15 protein-coding genes are annotated in these 13,896 nt (G+C 36.3%); 11 read left to right on the plus strand and 4 right to left on the minus strand.

The features are described 5' to 3' along the window. Positions 1–59 precede the first annotated feature (59 nt). The 3 genes from AB1349_01465 to AB1349_01475 all read right to left on the minus strand — a co-directional run bounded on the left by AB1349_01465 (position 60) and on the right by AB1349_01475 (position 2,510). On the minus strand, positions 60–479 hold the full coding sequence (locus tag AB1349_01465) for a hypothetical protein (protein ID MEW6556004.1): 420 nt from the start codon (positions 477–479) through the stop codon (positions 60–62). A 119-nt stretch (positions 480–598) separates the two neighbouring features. Further along, the gene (locus tag AB1349_01470) at positions 599–1,345 is read right to left on the minus strand and encodes a methyltransferase domain-containing protein (GenBank protein ID MEW6556005.1); all 747 of its coding nucleotides are present in this window, start codon (positions 1,343–1,345) and stop codon (positions 599–601) included. A 115-nt stretch (positions 1,346–1,460) separates the two neighbouring features. Further along, positions 1,461–2,510 (minus strand): PDDEXK nuclease domain-containing protein, encoded by a 1,050-nt coding sequence (locus AB1349_01475; protein ID MEW6556006.1) that lies wholly within the window; start codon positions 2,508–2,510, stop codon positions 1,461–1,463. A gap of 168 nt (positions 2,511–2,678) precedes the next feature. On the opposite strand from AB1349_01475, the gene AB1349_01480 reads away from it, so the two are divergent. The 6 genes from AB1349_01480 to AB1349_01505 all read left to right on the plus strand — a co-directional run bounded on the left by AB1349_01480 (position 2,679) and on the right by AB1349_01505 (position 6,801). Further along, positions 2,679–2,876, plus strand: coding sequence for a hypothetical protein (locus AB1349_01480; protein MEW6556007.1), 198 nt, complete (start codon positions 2,679–2,681; stop codon positions 2,874–2,876). 131 nt (positions 2,877–3,007) lie between these two features. Continuing rightward, positions 3,008–3,484: a hypothetical protein gene (locus tag AB1349_01485; protein ID MEW6556008.1), complete on the plus strand. Its 477-nt coding sequence runs from the start codon at positions 3,008–3,010 to the stop codon at positions 3,482–3,484. A 30-nt stretch (positions 3,485–3,514) separates the two neighbouring features. Next, positions 3,515–5,560, plus strand: coding sequence for a hypothetical protein (locus tag AB1349_01490; protein ID MEW6556009.1), 2,046 nt, complete (start codon positions 3,515–3,517; stop codon positions 5,558–5,560). A gap of 407 nt (positions 5,561–5,967) precedes the next feature. Beyond that, positions 5,968–6,279 carry a hypothetical protein gene (locus AB1349_01495; GenBank protein ID MEW6556010.1) on the plus strand — a complete coding sequence of 104 codons (312 nt, stop codon included), beginning with the start codon at positions 5,968–5,970 and terminating at the stop codon, positions 6,277–6,279. Next, positions 6,252–6,548: a hypothetical protein gene (locus AB1349_01500; GenBank protein ID MEW6556011.1), complete on the plus strand. Its 297-nt coding sequence runs from the start codon at positions 6,252–6,254 to the stop codon at positions 6,546–6,548. The genes AB1349_01495 and AB1349_01500 overlap by 28 nt, the downstream gene beginning before the upstream one ends. Continuing rightward, entirely contained in the window at positions 6,529–6,801 is a 273-nt protein-coding gene (locus tag AB1349_01505; GenBank protein MEW6556012.1) for a hypothetical protein, read from the plus strand. Before AB1349_01500 ends, AB1349_01505 begins: the two co-directional genes overlap by 20 nt. Here the strand turns inward: AB1349_01505 and AB1349_01510 are convergent. Beyond that, the gene (locus tag AB1349_01510) at positions 6,793–7,647 is read right to left on the minus strand and encodes a tyrosine-type recombinase/integrase (GenBank protein MEW6556013.1); all 855 of its coding nucleotides are present in this window, start codon (positions 7,645–7,647) and stop codon (positions 6,793–6,795) included. The genes AB1349_01505 and AB1349_01510 overlap by 9 nt on opposite strands. Before the next feature lie 127 nt (positions 7,648–7,774). On the opposite strand from AB1349_01510, the gene AB1349_01515 reads away from it, so the two are divergent. From AB1349_01515 to AB1349_01535, 5 genes are read left to right on the plus strand one after another with little or no spacing between them, the layout of a single operon-like run. Next, positions 7,775–8,233, plus strand: a complete 459-nt coding sequence (locus AB1349_01515; GenBank protein ID MEW6556014.1) for a hypothetical protein — start codon at positions 7,775–7,777, stop codon at positions 8,231–8,233. Then, positions 8,211–9,701 carry a hypothetical protein gene (locus tag AB1349_01520; GenBank protein MEW6556015.1) on the plus strand — a complete coding sequence of 497 codons (1,491 nt, stop codon included), beginning with the start codon at positions 8,211–8,213 and terminating at the stop codon, positions 9,699–9,701. The genes AB1349_01515 and AB1349_01520 overlap by 23 nt, the downstream gene beginning before the upstream one ends. Positions 9,702–9,721: 20 nt before the next feature. Then, positions 9,722–11,353, plus strand: coding sequence for a phage portal protein (locus AB1349_01525; GenBank protein ID MEW6556016.1), 1,632 nt, complete (start codon positions 9,722–9,724; stop codon positions 11,351–11,353). Continuing rightward, positions 11,350–13,575: a Rho termination factor N-terminal domain-containing protein gene (locus AB1349_01530; GenBank protein ID MEW6556017.1), complete on the plus strand. Its 2,226-nt coding sequence runs from the start codon at positions 11,350–11,352 to the stop codon at positions 13,573–13,575. Before AB1349_01525 ends, AB1349_01530 begins: the two co-directional genes overlap by 4 nt. Continuing rightward, positions 13,572–13,856 carry a hypothetical protein gene (locus tag AB1349_01535; protein MEW6556018.1) on the plus strand — a complete coding sequence of 95 codons (285 nt, stop codon included), beginning with the start codon at positions 13,572–13,574 and terminating at the stop codon, positions 13,854–13,856. The genes AB1349_01530 and AB1349_01535 overlap by 4 nt, the downstream gene beginning before the upstream one ends. Positions 13,857–13,896: the final 40 nt, after the last annotated feature.

Consider the following 13,896-nt stretch of genomic DNA (forward strand, 5'->3'; position numbering starts at 1 on the left):
TTCACTTACCTGGTATACTTTTACTTTGCAACACATCTAATTACCACCTGAACCATTAATTATACCACCTGCAGGTGGTATACTTTTACATTGCAACCCTGGTATAATTTTACATTGCAATTGACATACTGCGGATTCCTGCTCCATCTATATATTCCAGTGGTTATTAGCTTTGAAGCCTCTAAACCTGCTACTTTGCGAAAAGAATGAAACTCAATCACTCCGGCTATCATTACAGCAAACCCAATTACCCCTGTAATCGAACCAATAATTAATCCAGCCAGCCTGTTAAATGGTAATGCCCAAAGGGAATAGAAGGACGCTAGAATCACAAGTAGCCAATGAACTATCCCCAAAATCCATATAGTAATAGAAAGATGAGTAGGCAATGTTTCACCCTTACCGTAAGCTTTTTTTACCCCTAACCAACAATATACCACCAAAACTGCCAGGATTCCTGATCCTATATAAAATAACATTTTGCTAGCTCCATAAAGTTATTCCCGAAGTCGCCTAACGTTTTGCGTGTATCTGGTGAGGCCGAAGTCCTCACCAGATACACGCTGTTATACGCTGTCGGCATTACTATCATCATTTCTTACCTACGTTTTTCTACCAAGAAATACCCCATTTCGTCTTTATATTTATACTCAAGGTTAACGAATCCTGATCGCTCCAATAAATCTATGCATTTTTCTTTAGGGAGAAACTTCCATGCTAAAAGTGGGATCATAACGATCATCCATAGATTTCGTAACGGTTCCATGGATAGGAATTTTCCACCTGGTCTTAAAACCCTCAAAACCTCTGACAAAAATTTAAGTCTTTTTGAATCACTCCAAAAACTATCCAGTAGACTTGCAGCAACTACAACATCAAAAGAATTATCTTGGAAAGGTATGTTGAGAGCATCTCCTGTTCTAAATTCAACTTTATCTTTTATACCCTCAATCTTAGCATTCTCGTAAGCTCGTTCAAGAGAAGCATTCATAATATCCATTCTATCCCAGATATCGATTCCTATAGCCTTTCCTTCGTTCAAAAGCTTTGCCACTCCAATAGTAGCTTTGCCTAAACCACATCCTACATCTAATACATTTTCATCACCTTTCAAATTCAGTATGTCTGATAAATCATATGGTTCATGCTGCCTACTAAAATACATTCCCACCCAATATCCAAGCAAACTCCAGAGACCGAGGACAATAGCAATTATCCCTATCACTTCCGAAAGGAATATGGCAACTACTGCCCCCAAAATAATATCCACACCAACAATAAGATGAAAGTATCCAAAGCCATAATATCCATAGTGTGGTCTTTTGTTAGCCTTCTTTTTGCTCATATTTTCGCTCAATCAATGCCGATTGCGTATAACTTGTTCATATGCGAACAAGCTCGGATATACTCCAAATTTGGCAAGATAGACGAAGTATTCGGATATACCAACTTTGGCTAAACTATTCTTTATCCAATAATTTCTCGGGTAATTTAAATCTTTCTAATCTTTGCTGAATAAGTTTTTTATCCGGTAGTTTAGTTTCATAAACTGAAATCTTTACTGGTTTGTGCAGTGTACTTAAAGTTAGACGAACAATGCTCTCTTTTTTAGATCGGCAAAGAATTAATCCAATAGACGGATTTTCATGTGGCAATTTTATTTGTTCATCAAGAGCTGCAAGATAAAATTGCATTTTACCTACGTATTCTGGTTTAAATTTACCTATTTTAAGTTCAATTGGTACAAGACATTTAAGTTCTCTATGGAAAAACAGTAAGTCAATCTTGAATTCTTCATTACCAACAACCAATGGATATTCTTCACCAACAAAAGTTAAATTCTTTCCAAACTCTAAAAAGAAATCACGCAGGTTATTGAGAATTTCTTTCCGCAGTTCTTTTTCAGAAAATATTTTTGACAAGTCTAAAAATTCCAAAACATATTCATCTTTTAAATGGCGATAAATATCATCTGGTGGAATAGCAAGTTTTTTCTGTTCTATTTGCATTAGTTTATCTGGTCTTTTGGATAACATATATCTTTCAAAATAGGCAGAATCAATTTGACGAAGTAACTCCCGAGAAGACCATCGTTCTTTCAGGCACATTTTTAAATAAAATTCTTTTTCTTCAACTGTTTTTGTATTTTCAAGAATAATTACATTGTTAGTCCAACTGATTTCTGCAGGCAGTGCCTGCAGTTTCTTACATTCTCGGTAAGTCTCATAAAATCGTTTCATATTCCAAAGGTTTCGCACTGAAAATCCATTCATATCTGGATATTTTGTCTTCAAATCTTGCGATAATTTTTCAACCACACTGTCACCCCATTTACTCCTTTCCTGAAGGTTTACAATTGTCCGCCCAATGAACCAATAGAGCTCAATCAATAACTTATTGACTGTAGTTATTGCTTTATGTTTACTTTCTTCGACTTTCTTTATAATAGATGAAAGTGATTTTTCGTAATCTTTTATTTGCTTTTTCTCAATATCTAATTTTTTCATCATATTGAGATTATACATAAAAACAATGGAAATTTCAAACAAACAAATCTCAGTTTCATATGAAAAGATTTCGTTGTAGATTTCATCTTGTCAAACAAGTAATTGTATAGTATAATTATATTAAGTAAAATTCTGGGCGGTAAAATTAGATTCAATGACTCAAAACATGGCATGAAGAACCAACTCAATTCGGAGAATAAGAATTCAAAAGAAATATCCAAACAGGTGTATAAAGATCTTATTGATAAATTAGAACAAGAAAAGTTCTTCGGAGATTTAGTAACCATATTTAAAGAAGGCAAAATAGTTTTCATTCGCAAGGTGCAATGTTATCAACCCAAAGATGAAGGTTTGTTGTTAGCGAAATAAAATACTTTTATATTTGAAAAATTAAGCCTGCCAAGTGGCTTGGAGGCACTTGTTTTTCCTGTCCCGATGTTGCATCGGGATTCGGGAATAATAAGTGCCTTTTTTAATTTTTGGAGGAGGTAGACAAAATCATGGCTGAAAGAGATTCAATACTTTATGAACCAGATGACAAACCAGCAAAAGGTACTTACATGGATGAGCTTGAAAGAGAACGACAGAAATTAGAAATTGCTTTTGCTGATATTGATGACTGGATAAGGTCAAATGATAAACAGTTTATTTTTGAAAATTCCAGTTACTCAGGTCAGGCAGGTGGTGAGCCTGTAAGCATCAGGATCTTTGTAGCTAATGGACAGGGAGTTCCTGATCCAGTTTCAGTTGTCTTGGGTGTAAGTGTATTCATTCAAGGGATGCCATTGGGGACTGTAATAATATCCGAGCCAATGCCACTTAAGTTTGAAAGAGTCCGAACCGCTGAAGGAAAATTAGAATATTTTGCTCTTGTGCATATTTCAAACAATATACCGGAAACTATCACTTTAGGGTTGATAGACAGCGAAGGAACAAGGTTAGATGTATCTGATACCTGCACAGTTACTTTTGCTTAAAAATGATTGGACTCATGGGAGGACAAACAGATGTCAGTGAAAATATTTGATGTTAGAGGAAGATTAGCAGATATTTTTGATAAGAAAAAACAAGATTTACTTATTTCAGGTCCAGCAATAGCTTTAGGTACCGGTCTGGTCCCGGATACAAAGTTCCCTGATATGGGCAAGGTAACTCCCACAGAGCCACCTTCAATGCAGGTTTTAGTTCAGGACTATTTTGGTCTGATATTAGGTACACCTGTTGGCAACCGTGTCTGGAACAAGAAAAAGAAATTCAGGGTAAACATTGACCCACCTGATATTACTAACTCAAGAATAGATTTAATCTGTATCAGTGCAGAAAAATATCCTAAAGTTTTGAAAGAAGGCGAAACTGAGGAAGATATAGCAGACTATTTTAAGAGTGAGACAGGAACTATTGTTGTCTTAAAAGGCACACCTTCAACGGATCCCAAACCTGTTTATGTCCCTGAAATACAATCACCTTACATAGTATTAGCACAGATAAGAGTAAATCCAGGTATTACAGCAATTACTCAAGATGACATAACCGATGTTCGTGACTGGCTACTCAGAATTGAACAGATGAATAAAGATTTAACTGATTACATTGACCAAGAAGTAGCCAAAGCAAAACGAGAACTATATCAGTTCATTTTAGACCAGTGGACTCCGGTGATACAGGATGAAATTGCTGCTGGTGATAATGCTGTTAGAACTGAGTTAGATACTAAAGTTACTGACCTGCAAAACCAGATAAATGATTTATCAGTAGCAATAGAAACTATCAGACAGAGTTTATCTGACCTGCTTTTATATGTAACTGAACATATAACAAACCTCACAACTAAAACAGCCGAGTTAGAACAGTGGATTCTAAATCTACAAAACATAGTAGATGAAAACACAGCCTTTCTTTCTGCCCTCAATACCAAAGTAAACCAGGCATTAGCTGATATTTTCCTGGAAAAACTGAGATTGGATACTTTAGAACAACGGGTTAATGGTTTAGAACTTGAAGGTGGCAAACAAGCAGCAAATGAAATATACAAATTGCTATTGATTGAAATTGCAAAAACTAACTTCCAAATCAACCTTTTACATAGTAGGGCAGCGTTCCGATTAAGAAATGGTTGGGTAGATATTTTTCAGGATACAGGTAATATTGACCCAGCATTAAGCAGTCAATGGGAACATGATGCAGGATACAGAAAAATTTTACCAGCCAGATATTTAAGCATAAGTGAACCGCGATTAGATGAAAACTGGATGACTTATCCTCTAAATGCACCATTATCTAACTACCCTGATCTATGGACCGCCTACAGCGACCTTTATGCATATGTGGGAGAAGAACAAGGCAGAAGATGTCTAAAATCACCTTACTGGACCGGCTATTTCAGAAGAATTGGTTTACAGTTAATTGTTGGACTGATTGAATTCGATGCATTTATGAAAACTAACCACTGGAGCAGTAGTTTTAGATTCTTCTTAAGAGCAGGTGGATATCCGGGCGGATACACAGATTTATATCCTATGTGGGAAGTATACATATATCCCTACTCAGCTTCTGTTTATGATATGAGCAGTCCGTGGGGTGGTTATGGAAAAGGTTCTGCTTATTTTACACCTGTATTAAATAAATGGGTAAACTGGAAAATAGAACTAACTGCAGACAGAAGAGTAAAAATATATCGCGATGATGTGTTGGTCTATACCAGTGACCAGTGCGGAGATTATACAGTAGGCAATGTCTGGTTCAGCTGTTATTCAAATGCATTATTTGGTGCAGTAAAAGTAGGTGGAAGCATATGGTTAAGGCATGATACTGCCACGATAGTAAGTAAGCCTGCTACTGCTGAAGGTGCAAATGACAATGTAATCACCATAGTAAAGGATAATGATAAGGTAAGTTACGAAGCCAGCAGGGACAATGGATTAACCTGGACTCCGATTACTAAAACCGAATTAGTTAGTATTGCTGCTCAACCAACAGGAAATCAGATGCGGTTAAAAGCAATCCTTAACGGTTCTGATGCAGAGTTAGATGATTGGAGTTTCTGGTGGAAGTAGTTGAGAAATTGATTCCGCAGACAGGGATTTAATTTTATCGCGTTTTTGATATTTGTTCCTTGAAATTGAGTTAATTTAATTTCCTGAAACATCAGTTTCAAGAAGTTTTTACCGACGATAACTAAACATAAGTTAAGTTAGAATATTTTTGACAATAAATAATTTCTTTTTACAAAAATATATTTTTTTCTGACGAGGTGGGAACTAAATTTAGACGATACAAAATTTTTCTGGAAGGCTCATTTTTAGCAAAAATGTGGTGAAAAAATAGGTTTTTTAGTGCCTAAAAAGTCAGCAATTAAATATAGTGGTTAGTGCCTAAAAGTTATTTTCAGGTAAAAGGTAGAAAAAAGATAAAGATTATTTAGGCACTATTTCAAGGAATCAATTGTTAAGGTAGTGACTAAATGGCATTCTTAAGGGAAATAAAGAAGAACGGTAAGAGTTATTATTATCTTATAAAAAGGGAAAGAGATAACGGTCGATCCTGTCAAAAGATAATAGCTCGATTAGGTAGTGATTACCATGAAGCAAAGAGAAAAGCGGACGAGATTATTTCTGAAATGCAAGAATATAAAAAAATGAAGACCAAAGCAAAGGAATGTTTGGAACGATTGGGAGCAACCAAGGAAGAGATAAAGACAATTTTAAATGCTGACTCACATAAAAAACTACTAAGGGCAATGGATAAATGGCATATATCAGGAAAAAACGGATAAACAATAAAGATTATTATTATCTTGTTAAAAGTAAAAAGACTGGTAATAGAATCCTTCAGAAACATATTGCCTACCTTGGCAAGACACCTGAAGAAGCACAGAAGAAAAAGGAACTAATAGAAAAACAAATTGCTGAAAAAGAGGCAAAACTTAGATTCTGGGATGAACAGGAACGGAATCTCAAATCACTCGGGCTTTCAGATACTCAAATTGAAGCAGTTAGAAAATCCAATATAGATAGGTGGCTAAATGAGAAAAAATCAAGTTAGAAAAGAAAGGATGCGTCAGAAGACATTTGTTTATTCTGGCAGGATACAGGAATGGATACGAAAGAAGCAGGAAGAAATAGATAAAGAATATGCAGTATTTAAACTCTTAGATGAACAGAAACGATATCTTAAACTACTCGGTCTTTCAAAAACTCAAATAGACGAATGCATAAAGAAGTTGGTGATTAGTCGGACAATTATGCGAAATTTTTTAATCAGATGTTTTAAGTGGTATAGCATTCTTTCAAAATAAAGGATTAGAGTCAACTGCTGAAGTTTCTAAAGTATGCAGATATTGTGATGTAGTGTTCAAAGATGAATGTCCTGCTTGGACCTGTATCTGTTTGATATTGGCACGATTAGATAGTTCCAGAGTAAAACAGGTGTGTCGCAGTAAATGCGGATGGACGGACTTATTAAGATGAACTTTATCAGCATATTGCTTAATCCGTAAAGCAATCGCTCTTTGAGATATAGACCGAGCGGTGTTTGTTCTGTTCGATGGAAACAGGTAAGGATTATTGGTATTGAGTTTAGTTAGGTAATCTTTTATTGTCTGGTAAACTTGTTCCGGGATTTTTAGGATACGTTCTTTGTTGCCTTTACCAGTGACCTTGATTGCGTATGAATTGTCACCTTTGCAGATGTCACTAACAGTGAGTTTAACAAGTTCACCAATACGAATTCCTATTGATAAGAACAGTGAGAGAATAGCATAGTCTCTTTTACCAGTTAAAGTTTTCTTGTTCGGTGCTTTAAGCAGGGATTTAGCTTCATCAGCAGTAAGTGAGCCAAGTGGTGCTGGTGAATATTTTGGGACTTTTACCTCAAGCGCAGGATTAGAGCTAATTTCTCCAAGTTTTATAAGGAACTCAAAGAAGGTTTTTAGCAGTTTAAGTTTCCAGGCAACAGTGCCGGGCTTGAGGTTTTTCAGAGATTCTTTGTAATGCAAAATATCAGACATTTGGATTTTACTAACAGACGGGTAATTCAAGAATTCAAAAAAACTATTAAGTTCGTATTCATAGCGTTCTTTTGTTGATACTGAATTCTGGTTAGATAAAAAAGAGTGAATAAGTTCTTTAATTTTGTAGTTCATACACGGTCCTCCTTTTCTTCCGAATATATTCGGGAGTTAAGCTCTGGACCAATTTTAACTCTGTTTCGGAGAGAAGTCAAGTCCTACTTTCTTTTCAGGAGAAAAGAAAGATAGGCAAAGAAAAGCCATGACAATAAAAGCATCAGATTCCCCTGATGGTCCGTCAACTAATATCAGGAATACCAAGCATCAAGGCTGGTTAGAGTATTATTCTAAACAATTCGGCGTGCATATAAAAACCTGTATTCCTGACCAGTGTAAATTCAAAGATAAGTGCAAATACAAAAGAGAAAATACACCTTGCGGAATAGAGCTTGAGAAAGAACGAGAATTACGCAAGAACTTAGGTGATTTTCTTTCAGCGGAGATGTTTAACCAGATCCTCAGTTTTATCTTATGGACAAATCGTATTGATGACTGGTTGGCCTTACAGGACCCGGACACAATATTTACTAAATATTTCTATTTAATGGATCACAGGATAAGACGGCTACAACATTTTTATCGGATATGTGGTGCTTACTGGCAGAAGCAGAAAAAAGAAGAGACACTGGAGGAATACCTTGCCAAGAAAAAGAAAAAGTAAATTAGAGAATCTTACTGATATCATAAGTTTCTGTAAAGATGCGAAACTGCTCAATATACCTTTATATCCAAGGCAGGAATTATTACTACGGGTATTTTACGGGTTAGACCTGAATGCTGAACAGGAAGATGACTGGTGCAAACTTATGGGTATATCAAAATATGTTCCTCAGAAATATCAGGATGCAGTCTGGGTATTAGGTTCAAGGTCAGGTAAGACCACTTTAGCTGCAGCAGTCAGTGCCTATGAAACTATCTGTGTTAACCACAGCACAGTTTTAAGGGATGAAGAATATGCGTATGCAATAATTGTTGCTTCAAGTTTAGTTCAGGCAAAATCTACTGCTACACAGAGTTTAATAAACTTCTTCCGTGCATCACCGTTCTTACGAACAATGGTTATAGAAGAGAAAACTTATGGTTTGAGAAGATTATCCACTACAGAACAGCAACTGGTACTCTCCAATAACAAAATAATCCGTGCAGTACCTTTCTCAAGCAGAGTTTCCCGCGGTATTCCAATTTACTGTTTGATAGGTGATGAAATTGCTTACTGGAAAAAAGAATCTGCTGCACAGAATACTGATGAAGAAGTGCTTAATTCACTTATACCGAGGATGGCACAGTTTGACAAGATGGCCAAAGTGCTTTTGATATCTACACCGGGTGATAAAACAGGAGTGTTATGGGACAGATGGTCTAATCGTGAAAAACTTAGAGAATTTCAGTTGAGCGTGAACCTGCCAACATGGGAGATGAACCCAACTATACCTGAAAGTTTCTATGAAAAAGAACGTCTTCGTGATTCAGTTGCATTTGATGTTGAATTTGGTGCTAAATGGGCAGAGAGTATCTCATCATTATTACCTGCGGATAAAATTGATACCTGTGTGAAGGATTATCAAATATTACCTTACTCTGAAAAGTATGAATATTATCTTGCTCTTGACCCGGCATTTACTTCTAACAGGTTCGGTTTAGCAATAGGCCATTATGATAGAGACCGAGGTAAAGTAGTTATAGATGTTCTTGATGCTTGGGAGCCAAAAGAAGGACTGCCAGTTATAGTTGATGAAGTTGTCAGTAATATCATTTCTTATTTCAAACGATACAGAATCAGTTATGCACAGACAGACCAGTATTCAGGGGAGATGCTCCGACAGAAATTAGCAGGTTATGGAATTGAGTTAGAAGTTAAACCGTTCACAGCACAATACAAAAAACAGTTTTATTCTACACTCAAGTCATTAATAAATCAGGAGTTGATTGAATTACCGAATAATCCGATAGCGATTAAAGAACTTAAAGATTTACAGATAAAATTCAATGCCGGTGGTTCTTATTCAATCTCACATCCTATTGGTAGTTCATATTCTGATGATTTAGCTGATTGTATTGGAATTATAACAGAACTGTGTTCACAGGTTTTTGAATATGAGGAGCCAGAAGTAGAAGCAGCAGTACTATAGTCAAATGAAGGTATATAAAAATGGACGATACAGAATTCGTTGAAGAAACAAACGAATCCGAACTTGAAGATATTCAGTTGGTGAAAGTTTATACATTCGGCACAGAGCCAGAACCTAAAACTAAACAACTTAAAGATGAATTTGCTGGATTGATTGAACAGGGTGATGCTATTGCACCACCAATAGATCTTAAAACGTGGGCATTACAATTAGAGAGGAACACAAGACTGAACCGTGCCATTACGACGATTGCAAGAAACACTGTCGGGTTAGGCTGGGACATAGTTCAAAAAGAAGAACTTACAAAACCCGAATCAAATGCATCTGCTGAAGAGAAAAGAATATATGAAGAACTTAAAACAAATGCAGATGAAGAAGAAAAACGGATTGAAAAACTTTTTGAACGACCAAATCCGCGGATGCCTTTTACAAAAGTGATGTTTTTAGTCAAGGTTGATGAGGAAGCAACAGGAAATGGTTATCTTGAAGTGTCACGAAATAACGCAGGAATCATAGACGGATTATTCCATGCACCTTCACATACTATTCGTGTCCGAAAAAACGGTGGTTTTGTTCAGATACGCAACGGTCTTACAAGATATTTTAAGGAGTTCGGTGACAGAAGAGTTATTGATAATCGTACAGGTGAAGAATTCAAACCTAAATCTCCAGATGACTTATTACCACAGGAACACAGAGCAAACGAACTGATACATTTTATGATTTATTCTCCACGGTCATCTCACTACGGTGTACCACGACATACTGCTACTGCCTGCGCTATTGCAGGTAATCGGTTAGCAGCAGAACGTAATGTTGTTTTCTTTGAGAACGATGCTGTTGGCAGGATGGCCATAATTGTTTCTAATGGCAAATTGTCTAAAGATTCTATTGAGACAATAAAACAGTTTATTGAGATGAAAGGTAAGGGTGTGAAAAATGCACATCGTGTAATGCTGCTACAGGCGGAACCTAAAAAGCCCGGTATCACAAGGCCAGAAGATCAGGTTAAAATAGAACTTAAACCACTAACTGTAGGTGTAACCGAAGATGCAAGTTTCCTGAAATATCGTCAAGCAAATGATGAAGAGATAAGAGAATCTTTTGGACTGGATACTTCATTTTTCAGTTCAGGTGGTACTAACAGGGCGGCAGGAATTGTAGGCCGGCAGATAACTATAGAGCAAGAGTTCGAACCTGATATCCGTGAAAAAGAGTATATCATAAACCATACCATCTTGGCTGATTTTGGTGCAAAATATGTCAAATTCCAGTTCAAGCGACCCAAGGCAACTGACTCACTTGGTGATGCAAGAATATTTGCTCAGTTATCACGCACAGGTGGTATTACACCCAATGATACTCGCAGACTTTTAAGGACATTAGGATTTGATGGTTTCTTACCATTTAAAGAAACATGGGGTTCAAAACCAATACAATTCTCCTTACAGGAAATGGCTCAAATAGAATATGGCAACGAAGGTGAAGATGAGGAATCAATTGATGGAGAAGAAGCAATTACAGGATTAGTAACTTTAAATCAACTATTAAAATCAGCAATTGAAAAATATCGTGATAAATCAGCACATAAGAAAATAAGTTGTAATGAAAAAAACAATTTAGAAGTAAAAATCAAAAATAATAATTTATGAATACACTTTGTTTAACTGAATCACAGGCAGAGATAATGGCACAGCTATCAAGAAGAACACTTTCATATTTCTATCCTGAAGGCACTATTTATAAAAGCGAAGACGATCCAGAACCTTATGAAACAGATATGTTTTCAATAGTTCGCAGTGTATTCAGACAAATGCTTAAAGAAACCATCCCAGAAGGTGATGTAGTTAACAGGTTAATAGAATCTGGATTTACAGTATCTGAAGGTAAACTGAACTTCAAACCAGATGCACTAGAAACATTTCACAAAGAGTTAGACCATAAACTTGGAGAAGAAGTGGTTGACCGGATAGCAGAGGATACACATAAAATCATTAATAATATTTATGTTACTTCAAAAGAAGTGGCAGCAAAGAAAATAAAAGCAGAAGTATCTATTAAAGGTGCAGATAAAGCAACTATTGATATACTGTCAGATGCAAATAATTTCTTTATCCGCAATACATACAATGCACATTTAGTAGATGCAGTCAATGAGAAAGCAATTGAAGTAATAAATCGTGGTTTAGGTGCAGAAGAATTAGGACTTGTTTTGAAAGACGAACTCAGTGAACTGATTGGTACAAAAAGCGATTTTTATTTTCGTGTATTAGCCAATGATGTAATTAACCGGGCTCGTACTTTCGCCCAGGTAATTCAATATCGCGAAGTTGGTATTACTACATATGAGTGGGTCACGATGGCAGATGAACGTGTTTGCCCGATTTGTGCCTACATGGATGGACGCATTTTTAGAATAGAGACAGCAGGTGAGATTGTCCAGGAGATAATAGATTTTGGTATACCTGAAAATGCTGGACAGGTAGAAGAGTTTAAACAGATAAAACCATGGCTTGGGTTTGACCCGCAGAGAGCTCTTGCTGGTAATTCTGCTATATTCTTGCAACAAGGCGATAGACGAACTTTTCTACCTAATTCAAATTTTAGATTTGATTCAGCAGGAATAGCGTTTCCGTTGGCTAATCCAAAATCAAGAGAAGATAATACACGACTTGAAGATTTACACACAATTTTGCCCCCACTTCATGGAATGTGTCGCTGTACAACTGTAGTTTCAGAAGAATCAATTCGTGAATATTTAGGTGAACAGGAATTAGTTAATTTTGAGACATCTCCTTATGAGCCAATTTCAAGAGAGAAACTTATTGATAGAAGCAATTTAGAACTTCGTGAGTTAGCAAAAGAACGAGGGATAAAATATTTCCGCGTAATGAACAAACAGGAACTGATTACAGTTCTGTCCAATCCATCAAAAGCAATTGAGATTGGTAAGATTGCACGGCAGAGATGGCAGAAGCAAGGACCGCAGGTACCACCCAGAACAGATATCAAGAAGTTAGCAGATGAGTTAAAAGAAAAACCAGTCTCAGAATTAATGCGTATCGCACAGGAAAAAGGAATAAAGAATTTTCGAGTAATGCGTAAAGAAGAACTGATTAGTGTACTTTCGGATCCGTCTAAATATGACCAGATACAGGAAACAGTAAAACAAAGGATACGGGAGGCACGCGGACAACCCGGAGCAAAACCAGGTACCACAAAAGCAGATGAATTAGGACTGGAAGATGTTGCGGAAAGGAAAAAAAATGCAATTGATACAATTCTGACAAATGCAGAAACAAAGATTGATTTTATTTCAAATGAAGAATTCAGGAAAAAGTTAAAACCCTGGTTAAAAGATTTTGAACTGGATGTATTAGAAAAAGCAGTAGAGAAAAACTTAAAGATCTCGCTTTATCGTGACGATCACAGTGTTCCCTGGCGAGGTACTGCGGATAATTTTTCTGGTATTTATTGGAATGAAAAACATCAGTTAGGATTAGTCTACAGGACCGGTGGATATAGAAGGATGACATTTGACCATGAGATGGGACATTTTATTGACCACGAACATCCTGCTTCATGGGATATCAAAAGAAAATATATACTTGATGAATTTAAACGAGAACAAAAGATTGCTAATGAATTAGTCCCCAAGGAAGACCAGTGGCTTCCCTGGGAGGCAAAATGGAAGTTGATTAAACGTGCAGATGATATTGTCTCTGAATATGGTATGAGAAATGAAGGCGAATTTTTTGCTGAGTCAGTAATGATCTATATGTACAAAAGTCCATTTAATAAATTACAACGAGTAGCACCTGATATATATAAAGCATTCAAAGATAAAATATTCAGAAGGGAGTTCAAAACATGAGATACGCAATGATTGCCAAACAAATCAAAGGCAAGTTAGAAGCAGTTGGGACAATTGACATTGATGAAAAAGGGTTTAAGTTTGAGACTGCTGATAAGAAACTTAAAAAACTTTTAACCGAAGTACAAAAGAAAGGCATTGATGCAATAGTAGATGGTGGTGAAAGAGACAATATTCATCATGACTTGTGGAAGAAAATAAAAATTACTGAAAATAGAACCGGTCCCCTACAGGATTTGTTAGAACAGAACGGTTACTACTGGTGGGAAGAGAAGGAATAACTTACTTTCTTTTTCAGGAGAAAAAGAAAGATAAGCAAAG

This window comes from Elusimicrobiota bacterium (assembly GCA_040757695.1).
GTDB lineage: Bacteria > Elusimicrobiota > UBA8919 > UBA8919 > UBA8919 > JBFLWK01.